Source organism: Geomonas oryzisoli, from assembly GCF_018986915.1.
GTDB classification, from domain to species: Bacteria; Desulfobacterota; Desulfuromonadia; order Geobacterales; family Geobacteraceae; genus Geomonas; species Geomonas oryzisoli.
This window is the reverse complement of the sequence record NZ_CP076723.1, coordinates 902,079-924,973: the sequence shown is the minus strand read 5'-3', so window position 1 is coordinate 924,973 and position 22,895 is coordinate 902,079. Positions and strand designations below refer to the sequence as shown.

Genomic DNA, 22,895 nt, shown 5'->3' with positions numbered 1-22,895 from the left:
GATCAAAAAGGTCTTTTTTAAAATTTCATGCAATGGAGGATTTAATGACTGGCGCTTTGAGATTCATGAGTATAATTGTACTGGCGTTCTTAATGATGACCGCTCCCGTGCTGGCGGCCGACAAGGTCCTCTTCGACAACGGGCACGGCGAACGCTTTCAGGTGAAGGAGCAGGGGCCGCTGCAGCTGTCGGGGCTGGCCGAGGTGTTCCAGGGCGCGGGCTTCGAGGTCGGCACCGTGGACCAGCCGCTCTCCGATGCCACCCTGGCCGGCGCACGCGCCCTGATCATCAGCGGCGCCTTCACCCCGCTGCACCCCAACGAGATTGAGGCTGTGGCGCGGTTCATCCAGAACGGCGGCCGCGTGGCGGTGATGCTCCACATAGCGCCCCCGATGGCCACGCTGCTGAACCGGCTGCAGGTAAGCCACACCATGGGGGTGGTCCAGGAGCGCGAGAACCTGCTCGACGGCGACCTGATCAATTTCCGGGTGGTGCGGTTCAAGGAACACCCGCTTTTCGCAGGCGTCAAGGATTTCAGCGTGCACGGTGCCTGGGGGCTGATCAACCAGACCGATGCCGCCCAGGTGATCGCGGCGACCGGCTTCCAGGCCTGGATCGACGTGGACCAGGACCAGAAGCAGTCCAAGGAGGAAACGGCCTCTTTCGGCGTGGTGGTAGCCGGCACCATGGGCAAAGGCTCTTTCCTGGTCTTTGGCGACGACGCCATCTTTCAGAACAAGTTCCTGGAAGGAAACAACAAGATGCTGGCGGCAAACCTCGCTGCCTGGCTTAAATAGAAATACCAACCAACAAAAACAGGAGGGATTCAATGGCACAGGCGTTGGAAATCTACAAGTGTGAGATGTGCGGCAATATAGTCGAGGTGTTCCATGCCGGCGGCGGCCAACTGGTCTGCTGCGGCGAAGAGATGAAACTGCAGAAGGAAAATACCGTCGACGCCTCCAAGGAGAAGCACGTACCGGTCATCGAGCGCGGCGAGGGGACCATCACCGTAAAGGTGGGGAGCATCCCGCACCCGATGGAGAGCGCCCACTATATCGAGTGGATCGAACTGATTGCCGACGGCAAGGTCTACCGCGCGCAGCTCCAGCCGGGCCAGGCTCCGGAGGCCACCTTCCCGGTCACCGCCGCCGACATCAAGGTCCGCGAGTACTGCAACCTGCACGGCCAGTGGTCCGCGTAGACACGCACGCCACGCTTTAGATGCAGAAAGGGGGGACGGCAAAAGCCGTCCCCCCTTTTTTCGTTGCTGCCGGAATCAGTAAATCCCCCCTGCCCCCCTGCCCCCCTGCCCCCCTGCCCGCTACCCCCTGCCTCAAGCAAGCAGGTGGCTCGCGACGTTGATGTTCTTCAAAAGCGGATCCACCGGCGCGACGATCGAGGCGTAGCGTGTGCCACCCGCTTCGGCCAAGGTAACCAGCTTCGGCGTCTCCAGCGCCTGCCCCCGCGCGTCCACCAGGATCTTTACCGACGGCTCCGCGCACTCCATGGGGTGAGGCTTCAAAACCAGCGCGATCTCGTTAGTGTCCAGACGCACCAGGCTCCCCACCGGGTATTCCCCCATCATCGCCTCGAACTGCTCCACCAGTTCGCTGTTGAGAGAGGAGCCGGCCAGACGATGCATGATCTCCATGGCCTCCTTGGGCAGGGTCGGGCGCTGGTAGGTGCGCAGCGTGGTGATGGCGTCGTAGCAATCGGCCACGGAGACGATCTCGGTGTACAGGCCAAAGTGCATCTCCCGAGCCCACTCCGGGTAGCCGGTGCGGTCGTGGCGGATATGGTGCCCGAGCACCGCTTCCGCCACCGCGGGGGGGATATTACTCATCTTCTTGACGATCTCGGAGCCTTCCTCCGCGTGGCGCTTCATCTCCTTGAACTCGGTGTCGGACAGCTTGCCCGGGCTGTTCAGGATGTTCTTGTCGATCCTGGTCTTGCCGATGTCATGCAGAAGCCCCGCCGTGTTGATCTCGTGCAGCGCCTCCTTTTCCAGCCCCAGAAAGGCGGCCAGGGTGAGCGCCAGGATACCGACGTTGACCGAGTGGCTGAAGGTGTAGTTGTCGTAGTCCTTGATCATGGCGAGGCCGAGCAGGGTGGTGGGTTCCTCCATGGTGACCGAGACCATGTTCTCCACGACGCCGTTGATCCACTCGCCGCTGGGAATCCGACCGTTGTCGACCTCGCGCATGGTGTCTCGCACCGCCTTGAGCGCGTCGCGGTAGATGGCGGCGGGTACGAGTGCTTCCCCTTTTCCCTCCCCCTCGCCGGCGACCACCTCGTCGATGCCGAGGCGGACGTTGCTGATGCCCTTGCGTTCCAGCTCCGCGGCAAAGGTTTCCGGGCCGACCTGCCGGTTCGCCAACAGCGAGGCGAAACCGAAAAGATCGTCGGGGGTGACCCCGGGATAAATGGTGACGGCGTCGACTCCCTTTTGCAGCAGACGCTCGACCAGTTCGACGACGGCCGCGTTGGGGGCGACCAGCAGGCACCCTTCGATGAAGAAGGTCCCCTCCACCACACCCAGGTGCAGCTCGTGCCGTTCCCCAATCATCTCGCCGATCAGGCCGACCAGTTCCTGCAAGGGCTGGCGCACCGCGGGATGGGCCAAGGGGTAGAGCAGTACCGACTTTATCGAGGCGGTGAACAGCATCGCAGCGCGCTGCACGTCGTTTTTGGTGATCTCAGTCATGCCCCGGTTCCTTCTGCGCCATCGCCTGCAGCGCCGCCGCAGCGGCCGCGGCCAGGTCTCCCTTGTCTGAGGCGTACCGCTGCAAAAAGGCCCGAGCCTGCTCCCCTCCCAAAGCGGCAATGGACTCGATTGCGGCACGCTTTTGTTCAATGCGCCGGGTCGTACCGATCAGGCAGCGTCTGCGCACCAGCTTGAACAGCCCCCCCAGGGCACGCCGGTCACCGATACGGCCTATCGCCCGCAGCGCCTCCAGCTGCAACGCGTGCAGCTTTCCCCTCAGATCGCGCTTCGCCGCCAGCCTGAGCAGGGGATCGAGTGCCGCCTGGTTTCTGCAGCTCCCCAGGCAGGAGATGGCATGCAGCGCAATCGTCTCGTCCCCCTCCTGCACCAGGGAGAGGAGCACGCCGGTGGCCTCCATCCCGCCGATCCGTGCCAGCGCCCGGATACTCTCCGTGCGCACCCGGCTCTCCGGGTGATAGGCGGTCAGCACCAGCCCCTTCACCGCATCACGATTGCCGATCTCTGCCAGAATGGCCACCGCCATCTGCACCACCTGCACGCGGCCGTCCTTCAAGAGGGCGAGCAGTCGGGGCTGCGCCTGCACCCCAATGCGGACCAAGGTGGTGCCGAGGGCCTTGCGGGCGGCCCTGCTGCCGGTTCCGGTCAGGCGCCGTACCACGGCGTCCACCACCTCGGCACCGGCGAGCCTGAGCATGTCGCAGATCGCCTCCTTATCGGGAAAGTCGACATCCTCCAGGTGATTCAGCAGATGTTCGGCCATCTCTCCCAGGATAAGCTGCTGCAGCACCGTGTGCGCCGCTTCGCGGCAGACCGCACTTCTGGCCGGGTCCGCCTGCTGCTTCACCAGCTGCGCCAGCACGACGTAAAGCCGGTCGAAGTTACCCTCGAGCTTCAGCGGCAGGGCCGTTTTCAAAAGCAGGCGCGCCAGTTGCCGGTAGCGCTCGTCGTCGGTTGCGGCGCAAAGCGCAGCCAGAATCTCGTCCACGCCCGGCTCGGCTGTCTGCCCCGCCATGCTCCCCTGTACCGGGCCGGCTTCGGGCGCGCGCTCCTCGAAGACTTCGGCACCCGCCTCGCCGGCCTCCTCCTCGGCCTGGCCCATGGATTTCTTGGTGTACACGGCGGTGACGTCGATCTGGTTCACCATGACCCCGGAGACGCCGCTTCGTGCCAGCATGCCGGACACCCCCCCTTCCTCGGCGATCTTCTGCGGCGAGACGGCCAGTGTGGAAAGAAGGACGGCGAGGTCCGCCTGGGACAGTTCGGGAAGGAAGGTGAGTCGTTGCAGCTCGCGTGTGAAAAGTTCCTGGGCGAGGGCCCGGGTTATGGGGTTGCTTTCGATGGTCTCCTGCCGGCCGGCGATGGCGAAGCCGCCGCGCTGCACGATCAGGGTGACGGCGCCGCGCTTGACAAGGTTGGCAAGAGCCTCATAGGCAGCGGTGAGTATTTGCGAACGCAGGGGATGGCTGTCGGGATAGAAGGAAAATGCCTTCAATGCCTTGGACGTCTCGGCGAGCGCTTTCTGGCAGGCGGCACCGAGATCTTCACTGTCTTCAAGTAGATTTCGTTGGTCTTCCGGCATATTCCATTCCCGTTGATAGGACGCCAGATTCTAGCCGAGATAATGATAATTATCAAACAATTTTGCTGCGACCACGACGATCGCCTCGGCTATACTACTTCACCGTCGCTTTTACCATGCCCGCAGGTCCGCTGCCAACTCATTTCGCAGACAACGACGGCTAAGCATCTTTTTCAGAGCATGGCAGTTGATCCTTGATGCTATCGCAGCTAGAATTGTCTGACCTTTCGCCCACGAACCAGCCGCCGAGGTGACATTGCCCAAAAACAGCACCAGCAACCTTGACTCGAGGACCGTCCAGTCCGCCCTGGAGGCCCTGTCGCGCGAAACCAAGCAATCACGACTCGCCCGCGTCTTCCCCTTCCTCGGCCCCGCCTTCATCGCCAGCGTCGCCTACGTCGATCCCGGCAACTTCGCCACCAACATCCAGGGGGGGGCGCAGTTCGGCTACCTGCTCCTTTGGGTGATCATCTCCAGCAACCTGATCGCCATGCTGATCCAGACCCTATCGGCCAAGTTGGGGCTCGCCACCGGCCAAAACCTCGCCGAGCACTGCCGCAACCAGTTCCCAAGGCCGGTGTCGCTCGCCATGTGGGTCATCATGGAGGCGGTGGCCATAGCCACCGACCTGGCGGAGTTCATGGGCGCGGCCCTCGGATTCCAGCTCCTGTTCGGCATCCCGCTTCTGGCCGGCGCCCTGCTCACCGCCCTGGCCACCTTCGCCATCCTCGGCATGGAGCGCTTCGGCTTCAGGCCGCTGGAGGCCGTCATCTCCGCCATGGTCGCCGTCATCGCCCTGTGCTACGTGGCCGAGATCTTCATCGCGAGCCCCGACTGGGGCCAGATCGCCGCGCACGTGGTGCGACCGAGGTTTGCGGGGAGCGAAAGCGTCCTCCTGGCCACCGGCATCATCGGCGCCACGGTCATGCCGCACGCCATCTTCCTGCACTCCTCGCTCATGCAGGGGAGGATCGTGGTCAAAGACAGGAAAAAGCTGCGCACCCTGTTCCGCTACGAGATCATGGACGTGGTGATCGCCATGGGGATCGCGAGCTTCGTGAACATGTCCATGCTCATCATGGCGGCCGCCACCTTCTACGCCACCGGCAAGACCTCGGTAGCCACCATCGAGGAGGCGTACCGGACCCTGGAGCCGCTTCTGGGTTCGGCGGCGAAGTTCATCTTCGGCGTCTCCCTGCTCTTCTCTGGCCTCTCCTCCAGCAGCGTCGGCACCAGCGCCGGGCAGGTGATCATGCAGGGCTTCATCCAGCGCCACATCCCGCTCTGGATCAGGCGTCTCGTCACCATGGCGCCGTCGCTGTTCGTCATCGCCATGGGATACGACCCGACCCGCACCCTGGTCATCAGCCAGGTGGTGCTTTCCTTCGGGCTCCCCTTCGCCATCATCCCACTGGTGCTCTTCACCCGCCGCAGCGACCTTATGGGAGACCTGGTCAACAAACCGGCGACCACGGCCTTTGCCGCAGTGGCGGCAGGGCTCATCGTCGCCCTCAACATCTACCTGCTCTACGCAACCTTTTTCCCAGGATGATCGTCATGTTCAAGCACATTCTCGTCCCGATGGACGGATCCAAACTCGCCGAGGCAGCCCTTCCCGCCGCCCGGTTCATGGCCGAAAAGCTGCACGCCCAGGTGACCCTATTCCACGTGGTGGAGAAGGACGCCCCAAGCCAGGTGCACGGGCAGAAGCACCTGACCGGGCCCGATGAGGCGCAGGCGTACCTGCAGGGGGTAGCTCACGCGTGGTTTCAAGGCATCCCCAAGGTCGAATGCCACGTGCACGAGACCGAGACCGAGCTGGTCTCCCAGAGCATCGTCGCCCACGCCGCCGAACTGGGCCATGACTTGGTGGTGATGTGCTCCCACGGGCGGGGCAAGGCCTTTCACCTCCTCTTTGGCTCCATCGCCCAGAAGGTGATCGCGGGGGGGGCCCTGCCGGTTTTGATCACCCACCCCGACGAGCACGGCGAACCGCCGCCGTTTTGCTGCTGCCAGATCCTGCTGCCGCTGGACACCGACCCCGAACACGAGAAGGGGCTGCCGGTGGTAAAGGCGGTAGCCAGAATCTGCAACGCCGACCTGCACATCACCACGGTGATCCCCACCTACGAGTCGCTGCCGCCGGAGGAGAAGGTATCCGCGCGGACCCTTCCCGCAACCGCCGCGCGCATGCTGGATCTGGAGGCGCGCGACGCGGCCGAGCACCTGGACGAAGTGGTGCAGGGGCTGGTCGCGGAGGGAATCCACGCATCGGCGCACGTGTTGCGGGGCGCCCCTGCCGAAACCATCGCGCGGGCCGCCCAGGAGGCGAAGATCGACCTCATGGTGCTCCCGACCCACGGCAAGACCGGCATGGCCGCCTTCTGGACCGGCAGCGTCGCCCACGGCATCTGCAGCCGCAGCAAGTGCCCGTTGCTCCTGGTGCCGATCTCCGACCCCACCGTCTCGTAAGCGGCGGAGGGGACTGACTCCGCCAGGTGCCTGTACCCTTACTACAGGGGAAGCTGGCTGAGCTGAAAGGAGCGCTCCCGGCGTCGTCCCCCGCCGACTGAACCCGTCGTCCCGCCGTTATTCCCCCTCCCCTTGCGGGCTTCACCCACCCCCCGGCCCCCTCCCGTCAAGGGAGGGGGAGACATCAAGCGGCGGTCTCCCCGGGATCTCCAATGAACCATGAAAGAGGGGGAGGCCGTAACCGGCCTCCCCCTCTTTCATTGCCCGTTACGCCGGGCGTCCAGCCTGCTGTCTATTTTTGCTGCGCTTTTCTATTTCCTTCCCGACCCCTTGCACATGGTGCAGGGCACTTCCTCGACGTCGTATCCGGACTGCCGGGAAGCCATCAGGATTTTCCCTTTGCCGTTGCATTTAGGACATCTCGATCCAAGCATGGCTTACCTCCTCTGACAGTAGCTATCTCCTTCTGTGACAACAATTTTATCAAAAAAGCGTAGAATAAAGTAGCAACAACTCTACCGACACTGTGAGGCCCATGAAGCACAATGGCTATGACATTTCCATCAAGGAGGTGACGGTCATGGCATGCAGCAAAGAAGGGCACAGCGAGCACATCTGCGCCCTTACCGCGAGAGGGGAAATAGACAAGGTACATAAGCTCACGCTGCAACCCACCGTGGAATGCGGCAACTGCGGCGCTAAGGCCAAGGAGATCGACGCGGTCTGCGATCCGATACAGCTCCCCGAGGCGGGGTGGCTGGGAGACTGAGGCCCGGCAACTACCATAAAAAAAAGGGGAAAGTCGCAAAGACTTTCCCCTTTTCTTTTGTGTCGGTGCAAGCACCGCTGCAGCCTACCTGCCGCTGCGGCGGGCGGCGTGGTTGCCGGGACGCGGCGCGGCGGCGCGCTGCCCTTCACCGGTGCCCTGGCCGGCGGGACGGTTACCGCCCTGGCGCTGACCGGACTGGTTACGGTTGCCGCCGGGGCCGCGGGATGCGCCGGGACCACGACTGTTGCCGGGCTGGGACGGCCTGCCGCCAGCGCCCTGCGCGGCCTTGGCCTCGGCGGGCTTCACCTTGCCCTGTGCGGGACCGGCGGCCTGCTTCCTTCTCTGCGGCTCGCGCGGCGGACGGGCGAACTCCTCGTCCTTCTTGGGAGCCGGCACGGCGTAGTCGAAACCTTCCACGCGGCGCCGCTCGATCTTGGCACCGAGCACGCGCTCGATGCTGCGCACCATCTGCTCGTCCTCGCCGGTCACCATGGTGAAGGCGTCGCCGGTCTTGGCGGCACGACCGGTGCGGCCGATGCGGTGCGTGTACGCCTCGGGGGTGTCGGGGATGTCGTAGTTGATCACGTGCGAGATCAGCGAGACGTCGATGCCGCGGGCGGCGATGTCGGTGGCCACCATGATCTGGTAGGTGCCATCCCTAAAGCCGTCCAGCGCCGCCTGCCTGCGGTTCTGGGAGAGGTTCCCCTGCAGACTGGTCGCCTTGTAGCCGCTCTTCTCGAGCTGCTCGCCGAGCCTCTTGGCGCGGTACTTGGTCTTGGTGAAGATGAGCACGCTCTCGGTGTCGGTGTGCTTCAAAAGCTCGAAGAGAAGCGGGGTCTTCAGGTGCTGCCCCACCGGGTAGAGCGCGTGGGAGACGGTCGCCGCGGGGGCGGTGCGGCTCACCTGCACGGTCACCGGGCGGCGCAGGATCTCGTGCGCCAGCACGCGGATGTCGTCAGGCATGGTGGCGGAGAACATGAGGTTCTGCCGCTTGCCGGGAAGCGCCCTGAGGATCTTTCTCACGTCGGGGAGAAAGCCCATGTCGAACATCTGGTCCGCCTCGTCCAGGACCAGCACCTCGACGCCGGAAAGGTCGACGGTCCCCTGGGAGATGTGATCCAGAAGGCGCCCCGGGCAGGCGACCACGATATCGGTCCCTTCCTTGAGCTTCTTGATCTGGGTGTTGATGTTGACGCCGCCGTAGACGGTGATGCTTTTCAGGCGGGTCTGCTGCGCCAGCGCGTTCAACGATTCGTTGATCTGCTCGGCGAGCTCACGGGTGGGGGCGAGCACGAGGCCGCGCACCTTGCCGCGGCTTCCCTCCACCAGGCGGTGCAGCATGGGAAGGCCGAAGGCAGCGGTCTTGCCGGTGCCGGTCTGGGCCAGCCCGAGCACGTCCTGGCCGGCGATCACCGCCGGAATGGCCTGCAACTGGATGGGGGTGGGGGTCTGGTACCCCACGGCCTCTACGCCTGCCTGGACCTTGGGGTGCAAGTTAAACTGTTTGAAATCCACTGATACTCCTGTTTCTTGGTGTGACGCCACAAAAAACCCCAGGTAGCCTGAAAGGCCCATGGGGTCCGTGACTCATTAGAGGCTGAACTATAACACGAAACGGGAGAAAAGAGGCTCAAATTTATCTAATGCTGTGCTTTTCCGTCAGAAAGGGTCCCTCCTCCCCCCCTGCCGCCCCGGGAGAAGGAGGAGAGCCCCGAGGCGACAGGCGTGGGAGAAGGTTGCCAGCCGCGGGATCAGTGGCGATCCCTGTAGTCGCGACGGTCATCCCTATGGTCGTCGTGACGGTCATCCCGACGGTCATCCCGGTACCCGTCACGATACCCGTTGCGGTAGGCGTCGCGGTAGTAATCCCTGCGCTCGCCCCAGCGCCCGTCCCGGCGCTCCGCCACCGGCCGGTACCAGTTGCCGCGGTAGTGGTCACGATCGCTCAGGTAGGTGCGATACTCGTAGTCGCGGTAGTAACGGATCTGCTCGTGGCGGTGCCGGTGCAGCCCATAGGGAAGGTAGCGCGGGGCAACGTAGGTCCACGGTCCGCGGTAGCTGTTGGCCATGTACCAGTAGCCGTCCCGGTACTGGTAGTAGCAGTTGTCCGTGTACACCACATCATAGGGGAGCCCCACCGATACGTGGAACCCCAGGGTCGGCGAGTAGATGAAGCTGGGGGGCTCGGCGTAGGCGACCGGGGCCGGCGGGGGCGGGTAGGCGACCGGTGCCGGGTAAACCACCGGGGCCGGTGCCACGGGGACCGGTGCGACGGCGACCGGAACGCCGATGTTGACGCTGAAATCCACCCTTGCCTGGGCCGTGGCGGCCCCGGCAAGCACGATAACGAATGCCAGTGCGACGAGCTTTTTCATGATCTTCTCCTTGCGGCCTCAGCCGACTTGCTTCCTGGTACTGTTCCTGTGAGATTTCCATCCTTGGTCCGCGTTTGAGCGGCCGGGTTTGTTCATTCTTTGAGTATGAAGCTAACAGCACAATGAGGAGAAATTGTGGAGCAAATGTGGAATTTCCATCTGCTCCAAAGATGCAATGGCACATTGACGGCAACTATGCTAATAACAAAGCTGTGTTCTTCGTCTAAACGGTGGATGTCATGAAGGTAAAGATCAAATACAGGCTCTTTTTCACCATGCTTGCCGCAACCGGCACCGTGGTGATCTGTATGTTCCTCATCATGCAGTGGAGCATCGGGCACGGCTTCCTCGCCTACGTCAACACCATGGAGAAGGACCGACTGCAGCGGCTGGCACACGTGCTGGAGCAGTCCTACAGCATTAACGGCAGCTGGGACTTCCTGCAACAGGAGCCCTCCACCTGGTTCGATGTCGTCGCCGGGACGCGGGAAGGGCGCGAGGGGGGCGAAAGCGATGCCGCGCAGCGCAGGATGGGGCGGCGCGGGTTCATGAACCTGACCGGCCAGGGGCAGCACCTGCCGCAGCGCTTCGCCTACCGTTTCGAAGGACGCGTGGTGCTGCTCGATCCCGACAAGCGCCTCATCCAGGGGACCCAGGGGAGCCTGGAGACCGCGCAGGTGAAGAAGCTCGCCAGCGACGGCGAGGTGATAGGGTACCTGGCGCTGCGCCCGAGGCAGCGGCTCACCGATACCTACCAGCTCCTCTTCGTGCAGCAGCAAAAACTCACCATGGGGCTCGTGGCGGTCGTGATGCTGCTGGTGTCGGCTGCGCTGTCACTCCCCCTGGCCAACCGCCTGGTCGAGCCGATCAAGAGGCTCGCCGGCTCCCTGCACCGACTCGCCTCCGGGGAGTACGACACCAGGGTGCCGGTGGGCTCCAACGACGAACTGGGGCAGTTGGCCCGCGACTTCAACACGCTGGCCCTCTCCCTGGAGAACAACGAGCGGGCCCGCCGGCGCTACCTGGCGGACATTTCCCATGAGCTGCGCACGCCGCTCTCCATCCTGCGCGGTGAGATAGAGGCGCTGCAGGACGGGGTGCGTCCCCTGGGACCCGAGTCGATGCGCTCGCTGCACGCCGAGGTGATGCACCTGGGGCGGCTGGTCGAGGACCTGTATCAGATCTCCATGTCCGACATCGGCGCGCTCAACTACAGAAAGGAGCTGGTCGACCTGACCGAGCTCATGGAAGACACCCTGGAGCCGTTCGCCGCGAAGTTCCGCAACAAGAGCATCGCGCTGAAGCACGAGCTCCCCGGCGAAGAGCTGACGGTGTTCGCAGACGGGGTCCGACTTAACCAGCTTTTCAGCAACCTTTTGGACAACTCGCTCAAGTACACCGACCAGGGGGGCGAGCTGTCGGTGCGGCTCAGGCGTGACGGTGGCCGGGCCGTGGTGGAATTTGCCGACTCGGCACCCGGGGTGCAGCCCGAGGAACTGGCCCGGCTCTTCGACCGGCTGTTCCGGGTGGAAAATTCGAGAAACCGCGCCCTGGGCGGCGCCGGGCTTGGCCTGGCCATCTGCAAGAACATCGTCGAGGCGCACGAGGGAACCATCGTGGCGCACCCCTCCCCCAAGGGGGGGGTGCTGATCAGGATAGAACTGCCGCTTACCGGGAGCTGGACATGACACAGACCATCATGATCGTCGAGGACGAGGAAAAGCTGGCGAGCCTTTTGGGGGATTACCTGAAGCAGTCAGGGTTCGAAACCGTGTGGGTCGCCAACGGGACCGAGGTGGTGCCGCGGGTACGGGAAAAGCAGCCCGACCTCGTGCTGCTCGACCTGATGCTCCCCGGGCGCGACGGCCTTGAGATCTGCAAGGAGATCCGCACCTTCTCGCAGCTCCCCATCATCATGATCACCGCCCGCGTCGAGGAGATCGACCGGCTGCTCGGCCTGGAGCTTGGTGCCGACGACTACATCTGCAAACCCTTCAGCCCCCGCGAGGTGGTGGCGCGGGTGAAAACCGTGCTGCGCCGCAGCGTGGAGCATCCCTCCCAATCGAGCGGCGGCCTCACCCTGGCCCCTGACCGCTACTCCGCCCAATGGCAGGGGCGCGACCTCGACCTGACCGTGGTCGAATTCAAGCTTTTGCACTTTCTCTTCCAGAACCCGGGGCGCATCTACTCCCGCACCCAGCTGATGGACCGGATCTACCCGGACCAGCGCATCGTCAGCGACCGGACCATCGACAGTCACATCAAGAAGCTGCGCAAGAAGATCTCGGCGGTGGCCCCGGACCAGGAACTGATCCACTCCATCTACGGAGCCGGGTACAAGTACGAGCCCCCCACCCAGAACTAACCGGTGGAGCTCACAGCTCCCCCCCCTCATACACTGCATTCCCTCTCTCAATAGTGATCCTGTTATCACTTATCGCGAAGCTGTGTCCTCGCCGGTGGTCACAAATGACCATATATCTCTATTCTTTACTTAAGAAAATCCCACTACCACCGATATCCACTTTAGCACGCGGGAAAAGCGACAAAGCTTAGACCATGCCTGATACACGCCCTGGGAACTTACGAAAGCATCACTTCCAACAGGACCATAGCGTATGTAGCGCCGCAGTCGATACGTCAGATAGTTGAGATGGTACAGATAGGCGTTCTGCCTAAGGGGGGAAATAAAAATGCTTAAGAACATGAAGATCGGTACCAGGTTGATGCTGAGTTTCGGGCTCGTCGTGCTGCTGTTGGTGGGAGTTGCCGGCACCGGTTACTGGGGGGTCAAGGACGGCGAAAACACCATGGTTACAGTTCTGGACGGTGAAGCCAAGATCGCCGAACATGCAGCCAGGGCCAGGGCCAACGTCTTAGGCATGAGGCGCTATGAAAAGGACATGTTCCTGAACATCAACGATGCTAAAAAGGTCGAGGAGTATTACGCCAAGTGGAACGAGGAAGCGGGCAAGACGGCCGAACGCGTCGCGGACCTGGAAAAGGTGGTGCGGGACAAGGAGGACGTGGAGAAGACCAAGACCATAAAAGAAAACTTCGCCCTCTATAAGGCAGGCTTTGCGAAGGTGGCCGGCTCCATCCTGGACGGCAAGTTGAAGACACCGGCCGAGGCCAACGCCGCCGTTGGCGCCTTCAAGGATGAAACCCACAAGATGGAGAATACTGCTGTCGAACTGGCTCAGGAAGGAAACAAGGCCATGCAGCAGGAAAAAGGAATGGTCCTGAAAGCGACTCAGCGCGTCGTCTTCCTGCTGATCACCATTTCCATAGTTGCGGTGCTGCTTGCCGTCGCCCTCAGCTTTCTCGTGACATCCAGCATCAAGAAACCGCTGCAGGTCGGCGTCGATACGGCGAACCGTCTTGCCGACGGGGACCTGACCTTCGAGATCGGGCAGACCTCCAAGGACGAAACCGGGCAGCTCCTCGCCGCCATGAGGACCATGCTGAACAAGCTGAAGGAGGTGGTCACCGAGGTTAAGGCGGCCACCAACTACGTGGCGCAGGGGAGCCAGGAGCTCTCCTCCAGTTCCGAGGAGATGTCGCAGGGGGCGAGCGAGCAGGCGGCGGCCGCCGAGGAAGCTTCTTCCAGCATGGAGCAGATGACCTCCAACATCCGCCAGAACGCAGACAACGCGATCCAGACCGAAAAGATCGCGGTGAAATCGGCGGAAGACGCCAAAGACGGCGGCAAGGCGGTACTGGAAACCGTCCACGCCATGAAGGAGATCGCCAGCAAGATCAACATCATCGAAGAGATCGCGCGCCAGACCAACCTATTGGCGCTGAACGCGGCCATCGAGGCGGCCCGCGCGGGCGAGCACGGCAAGGGTTTTGCCGTGGTGGCGAGCGAGGTGAGGAAACTCGCGGAACGGAGCCAGAAGGCAGCGGGAGAGATTTCCGAGCTTTCCGCCAACAGCGTGAGCATCGCGGAAAGGGCCGGGGAACTGCTGGCCAAGATGGTCCCGGACATCCAGAAGACCGCCGAACTGGTCCAGGAGATCAGCGCCGCCAGCCGGGAGCAGGACACCGGCGCCGAGCAGATCAACAAGGCGATTCAGCAGCTCGACACCGTGATCCAGCAAAACGCCAGCGCCTCAGAGGAGATGTCCTCCACGGCCGAGGAGCTCGCCTCGCAGGCGGAACAGCTGCAAAGCACCATCACCTTCTTCAAGACCGGCGATGAAGGCACGGCAAAGGCAAGAGCCGTCAAGTCGCCGAAGGCGAAGGACAAGCCGGGCATGAAGGCGATGACCGCCGCCAAGGCAGCCCCGGCCCATGCCGCCCCCGTGCATGTAGGAAAGGCCGTAGGGGCCGACCTGGAGATGGACGAGGAGTTCGAGCGCTTCTAGAAGCGTCCCGGTCCCAATTGAAAAGCCGGGTGCCCGGTGACCATGATGGTCGCCTGCAGCACCCGGCTTTTTTTGCGTCCTGCAGTTGGGGCGGCTAGATGAGCTCCACCTCGCTCGCCCTGACGATCAGCAGCGCCTGCCGGAAGTCGGCCGTCAACTGCTGCCGGTACGTGCTCCACCAAGCCCGGTCCAGTTCCTTGGTCATCACCTCGTAGATGACGATGTCATCCTGGACCGTGGTCTCCTTGGTCTCTTTCCAGAGCCCCCGCGCAGGAGAGCGCATGTAGGTGGTGATGCCGCCGAAGCGCTCCGAGAGCTCGTCACGTACCTTGAGGAATTCGTCCTGGGTGAACTGGTTCCCCTCGTTATCGTAGAGCGGCAGCAGAATCTGGATCAGGTGCATGGCGCTCTCCCGGCATCACGAGGTTTCGCGCACGTCCATGATCTCGCGCACGTGCGGCCGGATCGCCTCCACCAGCGTTTCCTTGGAAACCCCCTGCACCTTGAAGGTGTTGATCCAAGTGTCGGCCTGGTTGCCGTCGACCTCGCTGAAGCCAAGGCCCACGATGTTGCCGCCTGCCTCGTAGATGGTTTTGGTGACGTCCGCGAGAGTCCCCTTGGCGCCGGTGGTGGCGACGGTGAGGCGGACCCCCTGGCGGCGACCGCCCAAAAGCTCGAGCAGGATGTTGAACAGGTCGGATTCGGTGATGATGCCCACCAGTTTGCCCGCGTTCACTACCGGCAGGCCGCCGATCCTGCGATCGACCATGATACGGGCGGCCTCTTCGAGCGGGGTATCCTCGGAGACGGTGATGACGTCCTTCGCCATGCACTTCTCCACGGTAAGTTTCGCCAGGAGGTCGTGGATTTCCCAGACTGCCAGCGAGGTGGCCGGCGACGGGGAGGCCTGGAACAGGTCACGGTCGGAGACGATACCGACCAGTTGACCGGAGCGGTCTACTACGGGGAGGCGCCGGATCTTCTTCTCTCCCATCAGTCGCAGCGCCTCGGTAACCGAGATGTCGGGAATGATGGTAATCGGGTTTTTAGTCATCCTGTCTCGTACTAGCATTGTGGCACCCTCCTAGGTTTGTTGTGCTGCAGCCGGCGTCACTGCCGGTTCAATGAATCAGAAGCTGGCATCGGTATCGCCCGAGGCTCACCCGGGGCTCCGGCGGCCGGGTCGGGGAATTCGCGATTGGAGGATTTCTTCATCATGGTGATCGCACGATCCTTGATCTTCATGCTGCTCTCGACCATGTAGTCGACGTAGGTCTTGTAGAGAAAGACCATGACGCCGACGAAGAAGGAGATGTAAATCACCCTGGAGAGCATGGGCGAAGGGATCAAGGTGGTGAGTTTGCAGACCGCGACGAACAGGCCGACGATGACGGCAACGATAAGCAGCGGCTTGAGCCAGGCATGGCGCGAGGTGAGCTGTGCAAAGCCTCCCGGCTGGGGCGCCGGCGCCTCCTGCTGCAACGACTGGCTTGCCGGGGCCTGTTCCGTTGCCTCCGGGGCCTGGGCGGCAGTCTGCTTTTTCGGCTCTTCGCGGGTCACTCTCATGGTGGCGCGGTACTTGGCCGGGACCGCCTGCAGCTTGTTGGTCATGTGGACGACGCCGCGGTTGTCGGTGTAGTTGTAATAATCGGCGAGGAGCCGAGAGGGAAGCGCGCAGACAGTGAGCGCGCCGAGCAGCAGGAAAAGCAGTGACTTGTTCACCTTCCCCCCTAGCGGCGGCGAGGCAGCCGCCATTTTCAAAGAAATTGCATTGCAGGTCCTACGGCAGCAGTCCTTGCACCAGGTCGAGCACCGCCTGGTCGCGGTTCAGCGTGTAGATATGCACTCCGGGGACGCCGGCGGCCAAAAGTTCCTCGGCCTGCCTGCGTGCGTGGGCCACCCCGACCTCCTGGACAGCAGCCGCCCCCCCTGCCCGGTCCGCGGCCTCCAGTTCGGCCAGGTAGGCCGCCGGGAGGCTCGCCCCGCACAGGGAGATGATCCGCTGTATCACCTTGAGGCTCACCACGGGGATGATACCGGGAATGATAGGCTTGTCAATGCCGATGGAACGGGCCTTCGCGACGAAATCGAAGTAGAGCTGGTTGTCGAAAAAGAGCTGCGTGATGGCGAAGTCGCCCCCCTGGTCCAGCTTCAGTTTCAGGTATGAGAGATCGTGTTCGGCATCGACCGCCTCGGGGTGCACCTCGGGATAGCCGGCCACGCCGATCCCCATGCCGGGGTGAGACTCCTTGATGAATGCGGCGAGATCGGAGGCGTGCAAGAGCGTGCGGCAGGCGGAGAACTCGGGGGGCGCATCCTTGGGCAGGTCGCCGCGCAGGGCCAGGACGTCGTTCACCCCCGCCTCGGCCAGGCTGTCCAGGAAGAGCTGCAGGTCGCCTCGGTAGGCGCCGATGCAGGTCAGGTGGGCCATGGTATCGAGGCCGTGCTCGCTTTTCAGGCGACTCACGATCTCGAGGGTGTCCCCCTTGGTGCTCCCGCCGGCACCGTAGGTGACCGAGGCGAAAAGGGGATTAAGCTGTGCCAGGCGATCTACCACCTGGAAGAAGGCGGGCCACTCGTTCTTGTCTTTGGGCGGAAAAAACTCAAGAGAGATGAACTGACTGTCACGGTTCATCTTGTCTACTATTTTCATGTATGCTCCGTGTGCTGCCGTGCCTTGAGCCGTCTTTCGGCACCGGCCGGATGGACGGGGGCAGGCACCTTTGTCTCCTCGACAGCGATGGGCGTGACTTTAGCATTTTTTTATAAGAAAAGCGACTGCGCCGTACCGCTGTCCGAGTCGCGTTAAAATCGTGTCAGAAGAAAAAAAAGACGTTGCTCAGCCAGTTGCAGCAATGTTATAAATACGAGATTCACGACCACAGGCATTCCTGTGGTCTTTTCATTTATCGCAGAAGGAGCAAGCATGATCAGCGCATCAAACGTCACCCTGTCCTACGGCAAGCGGGTGCTGTTCAAGGACGTAAACATAAAGTTCACCCCGGGCAACTGCTACGGCCTGATCGGCGCCAACGGCGCCGGCAAGTCGACCTTCCTCAAGATCCTCTCCGGCGAGATCGATGCCGACAAGGGGGAGATCTCGGTCGGCAAAGGGAGGATCGCGGTCCTCAAGCAGGACCAGTTCGCCTACGACGAGCACACCGTCTTCAACACGGTGATCATGGGTCACAAGAAGCTCTACGAGGTGATGTCCGAGCGCGAGGCGATCTACTCCAAGCCCGAGTTCAGCGAGGAGGACGGCATCCGTTCCGCCGAACTGGAGGCGGAGTTCGCCGAGATGAACGGCTACGAGGCGGAGAGCGAGGCGGCGGTGCTCTTGAACGGCCTGGGCATCCCCGAAGAGCTGCGCGGCAAGCTGATGAAGGAGCTGGAAGCGGGTGAGAAGGTGCGCGTGCTCCTGGCGCAGGCCCTCTTCGGCAACCCTGACGTGCTCCTTCTGGACGAGCCGACCAACCACCTGGACCTGAAGTCGATCGCATGGCTCGAGGACTTCCTGTACCGCTTCAACAATACCGTGATCGTCGTTTCCCACGACCGTCACTTCCTGAACCAGGTCTGCACCCACATAGCCGACATCGATTTCGGCCGCATCCAGGTCTACGTCGGCAACTACGACTTCTGGTACCAGGCGAGCCAGCTGAACCTGAAGCAGCGCCAGGACGAGGCCCGCAAGGTCCAGGACAAGGCGGCCGAACTGAAGGAGTTCATCCAGCGCTTCTCCTCCAACGCCTCCAAGGCCAAGCAGGCGACCTCCAGGAAGAAGCTCCTCGAGAAGCTGACCATCGAGGACATGCCCATCTCTTCGCGCAAGTACCCGTGGGTGGTGTTCAAGCCGGAGCGCCCCTGCGGCGACATCATCCTCGAGGTGAAAGGGCTCTCCAAGACCGTGGACGGGGTGCAGCTCTTCAAGGACCTGGACCTGATGGTGAGAAAGGGCGACAAGATCGCCTTCGTGGGGAGCAACTCGCTGGCGAAGACCACCCTGTTCCAGATCCTGGCAGGCGAACTGGAACCGGACGAGGGGACCTTCCGCTGGGGCGTCACCATCACCAACGCCTACTTCCCCAAGGAGAACGGCGACTACTTCAAGGGCGACTTGAACCTGATCGAGTGGCTGGGGCAGTACTCCCCGCCGACGGAAGGGGAAAGCTTCGCGCGCGGCTTCCTGGGCAGGATGCTCTTCTCCGGCGACGAGGCAACCAAGAAGACCAGCGTCCTCTCCGGCGGTGAGCGCGTGCGCTGCATGCTCTCCAGGATGATGCTGACCGGCGCCAACGCGCTCATCCTGGACGAGCCGACCAACCACCTGGACCTGGAGTCGATCACCGCCCTCAACAACGGGCTCATCTCCTACACCGAGGTGGTGCTGTTCGCCTCCCACGACCACGAGTTCGTCTCCACGGTGGCCAACAGGATCATCGAGATCACGCCGGCCGGCATCATCGACCGCGACATGAACTTCGACGACTACCTGGAGGACGCCGACGTCATCGCCGAGCGCGAGAGGCTGTGCAACGGGCACGCGGAGTTGAGCCTGTAACGGGGATGAAGGGATACAAGGGATACAAGAAAAGGGGGCTCCGGTAAACGGAGTCCCCTTTTTTTATGTGCATGCGCCAGCCCCCCTCCCACCCCTGCGTGGGAGGAGCAGGGCCGCGCGCCGGGCCAGGTCACCGCCCCCCTGACACTTCCCGCAGGCGGGCGATCTTCGGTTCCAGGTCGGCCCGAGGGGAAAGGGCATAGGCGGTCTCGTATTCGGCAAGAGCCTCGGCGTGCCTGCGCTCCCGGACGTTCAGCAGCGCCAGGAAAAGATGAGCGTACTGGGCGGATGGATCGACGGCGATGGCTTGCTGGTACTTGCGGCGCGCGCCCGCCAGATCACCCTGTGCCTCAAGGACCTGGCCCATGAACGCGTGGGGACGGGCGTCGTTGGGTTCCAGGCGGGCGGCGATGGCAAGCGCGTCGGCCGCCTCCCGGTACCTTTTCTGAACCAGGAGCGCCCCTCCCAGGAAGGTGTGGGCGGCCGCCGACTGCGGGTCGATCCTGATGGCGGTCTGGAACTCGCGCACCACCTCGGCGAGCACCTCGTTCTGCCCGGCATCCATGGGCTGCAGCATGACGTTGACATCGTCGGTATGCCAGGGGGGCAGGGTATTGGCCAGGGCCACCCCCAGCGAGAAGTGGGGACGGTGCTTCGCCGGACTCTTTTGCACCGCATCGCGCCAGAGGGCGACAGGCGTCTGCCATACCGTGTTCCTCGCGTAGGCTGCCGCCGCACTTGCCGTGACCAGCAGGGCCAGGACGGCGACGGCCGGTCGCGACGTCGCCATCGGCGCACCGGCACGCCGCGGCAAAAGGAAGAAAAATCCGGTGACCGCGGCCATGAAGAAGCCGGCCGAGGGGAGGTAGGCCCGGTGCTCGAAAATCAGGTCGTCGATCGGCACGACGCTCGATTCGACGCTCAGGGTGATGAAGAACCACCAGACACCGAAACCGACGAGGGCGAGCGGGGCGCAGCGGGGATCGCGGCGCGACCGGAACAAAAGCCACGCGCCGACCGCCGCGAGCGCCAGGAGCAGGGCCAGCGGAAGCAGGACGGCCGGGGTAAGAAACGCCCGCTGCAGCGGGTAGTCGTAGTCGAAGTTCTGCCCCACCGGCAGCAGCAGAAGCCTCAGATAGGTGGCGATGACGCCGAACTGGGTCATCAGGTATTCCCAGGAGGAGACCTGCTTGAAGTTGACCAGGTTCACGGCGCCTGCCACCGTCCCCCCCGGGGCGGTGCCCCCCCTGGCCGAGAGCTGCATCAGCTTGACCGGGATTATGGCCATGGTCAGCGCGAAGGGGAGCAGCCGGAGCAGGCGGGGACAGGTAAACGCGTCCCGGAAAAAGACCCATTCGTAGAAAAGTATCAATACCGGCAGGGTGAAGGCGTTCTCCTTGGTCTTCATGGCCAGGACGCAGGCTAACAGTGCCCCCAGGTACAGCCCGGTCCGGGCCGCCTTGGCCCGGGCCAGCCGGGCGGCAACGTAGAGGACCAGCGTGCCGACGTAGAAAAAGGCGACCAGCGGGACGAAGCGCTGGATCACGTAGGTGACCGCCTGGGTCTGCAGCGGATGGCAGACGAACAAGAGCGAGCAGACAAGGGGGAGGTAGCAGAAACGCTGCGCGGGCTGGCCGGCCTCCTCCCCCCCTTCCCCTTCTTCCCCCAGAAACAGCGGCGTCCTCAGGGTGAGCCATACGAGCAGGTACACGAGCAGCGCGTTGACCAGGTGCACCAACAGGTTGACCACATGGTACCCCCCGACATCCAGACCGTGGAAGGCGTAGTTGAGCGCGAAGGTGAAATAGGCGACCGGGCGCAGCATGAAATTGTTCTTGAGGTCGGGGTTGATCGGGAGCGCGAACACCCGTTGCGGGTCCGTGAAGAAGCCGAAATCCTTGACCAGGGGGTTGCCGGCCAGAAACGGCTGGTCGTCGAACACAAAAGGCGCCCAGATGATGTTGGAGTAGACCGCGAAACCTACCGCCAGTACCAATAGGATATGGACCAGGGGGTCGCGCAGCAGGCTCAGCTCCTCAGCCTGCTCCGGCGCCGCCTGAGCGGCGACCGCCTGTTCCGTTCTTGCCGCTTTATTTCGCTTCTTCATAGTGTCTCCTGTTCCGCATCACCCTTTCTGGCAACGGAAAATAGCGAGGACCCGATCGGCAGCTTGCCCCTTTGCAGCAAGGCGTTCTCCGCCCGCATGACCCGCACCAGGAGCGCGTTCACAAAAGGTGAAGGAACCGCCACGTCCGACGCCCCCCCCTCGCGGCGCCCCCATATCCCCCGCAGCAGACGGCAGATGGCGATGGGCGGAAACAAAAGGCACACCCGGAAGGTAAGCAGCTCGACGTCGAAACCCGCGGCCGTCAGCCTCTCGCGCAGGGTCCCCTCGCGGTAGCGCTCGCGGGTGTGGACCGCGACATCGTGGGAGCTGCGCAGCCATTCCAGGGCGACCAGGTTGAGCACCAGCATCCCCCCCGGCCGCAGCGCCTGGCGCAACGCCTTCATCACCTCCACGTCGCTGCGGACCTTCGCGTGGTAGAGCACGTCGATGCAGGTAATCACGTCGTACGCCTGCGGCTCGAGCGCCAAGGCGTTCAGGTCGCCCAGTCTTGCCGCGACCCCGCGCCGGCGGCTGTAGCGGATCGCCTCCGGCGACGCATCCACCCCCTCCACCTCACCCAAGGGAGCCAGAAGCTGGCACAGCTTTCCAGTGCCGCAGCCGGCGTCGAGGATGCGCAAAGGCCTGCCCAGGCGCCCGGCTTCCCGCGTCACGTGGGCAAGGACCAGTTCATGCAGCCCCACGTACCACCAGTGCGTATCCTCCGCCTCGAACATGACCCGGTACTCGGAAGGGTTCATCGCCCCCCCCGGAAAAAACGCCGCACCGCATCGACCACCCTTTCAGCGTGCGGCCAGGGGAGCTCCGGGTAGATGGGGAGGGAAAGGATGCTGCGGGCAAGCCGCTCGGTGACCGGCAGGTCCCCCTCACGATACCCCAGGGCAGAGTAGCCCCGCATCAGGTGCACCGGGTGCGGGTAATTGATCTTGGTCTCGATCCCCTCTCTGCCCAGGAATTCCATCAGCCGATCCCTACGCGGGGTGCGCACGGTGTACAGGTAGTACTGGTGGCGGCAGTCGCGGCCGACGACGGGAAGGCCTAAGTCTCCCACCCCGGCCAGCCCCTCATCGTATATGCGCGCGATATCGCGCCGTGCGGACGCGGCCGCCTCTATCCCGACAAGTTTCAGGTTCAGGATTGCCGCCTGCACCTCGTCCAACCGCGAGTTGAAGCCCTCCTCCTCGGCGTGATACCCCTTTTCAATGCCGTAAAAGCGCAGCCGCCTGAGCCGCGCGGCGAGTTCCGGGTCCGAGGTGGTCATGGCACCCGCATCGCCGAAGGCACCGAGAACCTTGGTGGGATAAAAGGAGAAGGCGCCCACGTTCCCGAAGCTGCCGGCCCGCTCTTCCCGGTAGGTTGCGCCGCAGGCCTGGGCGCAATCCTCGATGAGCTTCAGCCCCCGCCGCCGCACGATCTCCTTAAGCGGCGCCATGTCCGCCATCTGCCCGCACAGGTGCACCGGGATGAGGCAACGGGTGCGGGGGGTGACGGCGGCCTCGACCAGGGAGGCATCCATGAGGTAGGTATCCTCCTCGACGTCGACGAATACCGGCGTCGCACCGCTGGCGCGGATCGCGGCCACGGTCGGGACTGCGGTATTGGAGACGGTGATGACCTCGTCGCCCCCCCCTATTCCCAAAGCCTTCAGCGCCAGGAGGATCGCGTCCGTCCCGGAATTGACGCCGACGGCGAACGCGGCCCCGCAATAGGCCGCCAGGTCCTTCTCGAAGTGCGCGACCTCCTGCCCCAGCACCAGCCGCCCGGAGCAAAAGACGCGGTCCACAGCTGCCAGGTATGCCTCGCGGTGCAGCGCGTAGTCGCCGAGATAGTCCCAGTAGCGGACTTTGTCATTCACATCTGGCATGCCCCCCCCTTTCCCCGTCCCGGCATCCCGCCGCTCCCGCACTCGAAGCGTC

At 63.3% G+C, this 22,895-nt stretch carries 20 protein-coding genes; 9 read left to right on the top strand and 11 right to left on the bottom strand.

The features are described 5' to 3' along the window. Positions 1-65 precede the first annotated feature (65 nt). Both KP004_RS04085 and KP004_RS04080 read left to right on the top strand, forming a co-directional pair. Positions 66-797 (top strand): DUF4350 domain-containing protein, encoded by a 732-nt coding sequence (locus KP004_RS04085; protein ID WP_239026934.1) that lies wholly within the window; start codon positions 66-68, stop codon positions 795-797. Between the two features lie 32 nt (positions 798-829). Continuing rightward, a complete protein-coding gene (locus KP004_RS04080) occupies positions 830-1,204 on the top strand; it encodes a desulfoferrodoxin (RefSeq protein ID WP_216801120.1) in 375 nt (124 codons plus the stop codon). Between the two features lie 132 nt (positions 1,205-1,336). Here KP004_RS04080 and KP004_RS04075 read toward each other — a convergent pair whose 3' ends face one another. Both KP004_RS04075 and KP004_RS04070 read right to left on the bottom strand, forming a co-directional pair. Further along, complete coding sequence (locus KP004_RS04075; protein ID WP_216801119.1) at positions 1,337-2,707, bottom strand: HD-GYP domain-containing protein; 1,371 nt, start codon at positions 2,705-2,707, stop codon at positions 1,337-1,339. Further along, positions 2,700-4,307, bottom strand: coding sequence for a HEAT repeat domain-containing protein (locus tag KP004_RS04070; protein ID WP_216801118.1), 1,608 nt, complete (start codon positions 4,305-4,307; stop codon positions 2,700-2,702). The genes KP004_RS04075 and KP004_RS04070 overlap by 8 nt, the downstream gene beginning before the upstream one ends. 256 nt (positions 4,308-4,563) lie before the next feature. On the opposite strand from KP004_RS04070, the gene KP004_RS04065 reads away from it, so the two are divergent. The 3 genes from KP004_RS04065 (at position 4,564) to KP004_RS04055 (ending at position 7,548) form a co-directional block, all read left to right on the top strand. Continuing rightward, complete coding sequence (locus KP004_RS04065) at positions 4,564-5,859, top strand: Nramp family divalent metal transporter (protein WP_239026933.1); 1,296 nt, start codon at positions 4,564-4,566, stop codon at positions 5,857-5,859. Positions 5,860-5,864: 5 nt separating this feature from the next. Then, on the top strand, positions 5,865-6,779 hold the full coding sequence (locus KP004_RS04060) for a universal stress protein (protein WP_216801116.1): 915 nt from the start codon (positions 5,865-5,867) through the stop codon (positions 6,777-6,779). A 580-nt stretch (positions 6,780-7,359) separates the two neighbouring features. After that, positions 7,360-7,548, top strand: coding sequence for a hypothetical protein (locus KP004_RS04055; protein ID WP_216801115.1), 189 nt, complete (start codon positions 7,360-7,362; stop codon positions 7,546-7,548). A gap of 84 nt (positions 7,549-7,632) precedes the next feature. On the opposite strand, the gene KP004_RS04050 is transcribed toward KP004_RS04055, so the two are convergent. Further along, positions 7,633-9,063: a DEAD/DEAH box helicase gene (locus tag KP004_RS04050; protein WP_216801114.1), complete on the bottom strand. Its 1,431-nt coding sequence runs from the start codon at positions 9,061-9,063 to the stop codon at positions 7,633-7,635. A gap of 236 nt (positions 9,064-9,299) precedes the next feature. Continuing rightward, the gene (locus tag KP004_RS04045; RefSeq protein ID WP_216801113.1) at positions 9,300-9,923 is read right to left on the bottom strand and encodes a hypothetical protein; all 624 of its coding nucleotides are present in this window, start codon (positions 9,921-9,923) and stop codon (positions 9,300-9,302) included. A gap of 239 nt (positions 9,924-10,162) precedes the next feature. On the opposite strand from KP004_RS04045, the gene KP004_RS04040 reads away from it, so the two are divergent. The 3 genes from KP004_RS04040 (at position 10,163) to KP004_RS04030 (ending at position 14,293) form a co-directional block, all read left to right on the top strand. Beyond that, positions 10,163-11,611, top strand: coding sequence for an ATP-binding protein (locus KP004_RS04040; protein WP_216801112.1), 1,449 nt, complete (start codon positions 10,163-10,165; stop codon positions 11,609-11,611). After that, positions 11,608-12,288 carry a response regulator gene (locus KP004_RS04035; RefSeq protein WP_216801111.1) on the top strand — a complete coding sequence of 227 codons (681 nt, stop codon included), beginning with the start codon at positions 11,608-11,610 and terminating at the stop codon, positions 12,286-12,288. The genes KP004_RS04040 and KP004_RS04035 overlap by 4 nt, the downstream gene beginning before the upstream one ends. Positions 12,289-12,616: 328 nt before the next feature. After that, positions 12,617-14,293, top strand: a complete 1,677-nt coding sequence (locus KP004_RS04030; RefSeq protein WP_216801110.1) for a methyl-accepting chemotaxis protein — start codon at positions 12,617-12,619, stop codon at positions 14,291-14,293. Positions 14,294-14,387: 94 nt separating this feature from the next. Here KP004_RS04030 and KP004_RS04025 read toward each other — a convergent pair whose 3' ends face one another. From KP004_RS04025 to KP004_RS04010, 4 genes are read right to left on the bottom strand one after another with little or no spacing between them, the layout of a single operon-like run. Then, entirely contained in the window at positions 14,388-14,696 is a 309-nt protein-coding gene (locus tag KP004_RS04025) for a hypothetical protein (RefSeq protein ID WP_216801109.1), read from the bottom strand. A 15-nt stretch (positions 14,697-14,711) separates the two neighbouring features. After that, complete coding sequence (locus tag KP004_RS04020) at positions 14,712-15,365, bottom strand: CBS domain-containing protein (RefSeq protein WP_216801108.1); 654 nt, start codon at positions 15,363-15,365, stop codon at positions 14,712-14,714. 38 nt (positions 15,366-15,403) lie between these two features. Further along, positions 15,404-16,015: a DUF4124 domain-containing protein gene (locus KP004_RS04015; RefSeq protein ID WP_216801107.1), complete on the bottom strand. Its 612-nt coding sequence runs from the start codon at positions 16,013-16,015 to the stop codon at positions 15,404-15,406. A gap of 58 nt (positions 16,016-16,073) precedes the next feature. Continuing rightward, complete coding sequence (locus KP004_RS04010) at positions 16,074-16,946, bottom strand: methylenetetrahydrofolate reductase (RefSeq protein ID WP_216801106.1); 873 nt, start codon at positions 16,944-16,946, stop codon at positions 16,074-16,076. Positions 16,947-17,219: 273 nt separating this feature from the next. Here KP004_RS04010 and KP004_RS04005 point away from each other — a divergent pair, with 273 nt between their 5' ends. Continuing rightward, positions 17,220-18,854 (top strand): ABC-F family ATP-binding cassette domain-containing protein, encoded by a 1,635-nt coding sequence (locus tag KP004_RS04005; RefSeq protein ID WP_216801105.1) that lies wholly within the window; start codon positions 17,220-17,222, stop codon positions 18,852-18,854. Positions 18,855-18,984: 130 nt separating this feature from the next. On the opposite strand, the gene KP004_RS04000 is transcribed toward KP004_RS04005, so the two are convergent. The 3 genes from KP004_RS04000 to KP004_RS03990 are packed head-to-tail and all read right to left on the bottom strand — an operon-like array spanning position 18,985 to position 22,843. Beyond that, positions 18,985-20,961, bottom strand: a complete 1,977-nt coding sequence (locus KP004_RS04000; RefSeq protein WP_216801104.1) for a tetratricopeptide repeat protein — start codon at positions 20,959-20,961, stop codon at positions 18,985-18,987. After that, entirely contained in the window at positions 20,958-21,719 is a 762-nt protein-coding gene (locus KP004_RS03995) for a class I SAM-dependent methyltransferase (protein ID WP_216801103.1), read from the bottom strand. Before KP004_RS03995 ends, KP004_RS04000 begins: the two co-directional genes overlap by 4 nt. Next, positions 21,716-22,843 carry a DegT/DnrJ/EryC1/StrS family aminotransferase gene (locus KP004_RS03990; RefSeq protein WP_216801102.1) on the bottom strand — a complete coding sequence of 376 codons (1,128 nt, stop codon included), beginning with the start codon at positions 22,841-22,843 and terminating at the stop codon, positions 21,716-21,718. Before KP004_RS03990 ends, KP004_RS03995 begins: the two co-directional genes overlap by 4 nt. Between the last annotated feature and the right edge of the window lie 52 nt (positions 22,844-22,895).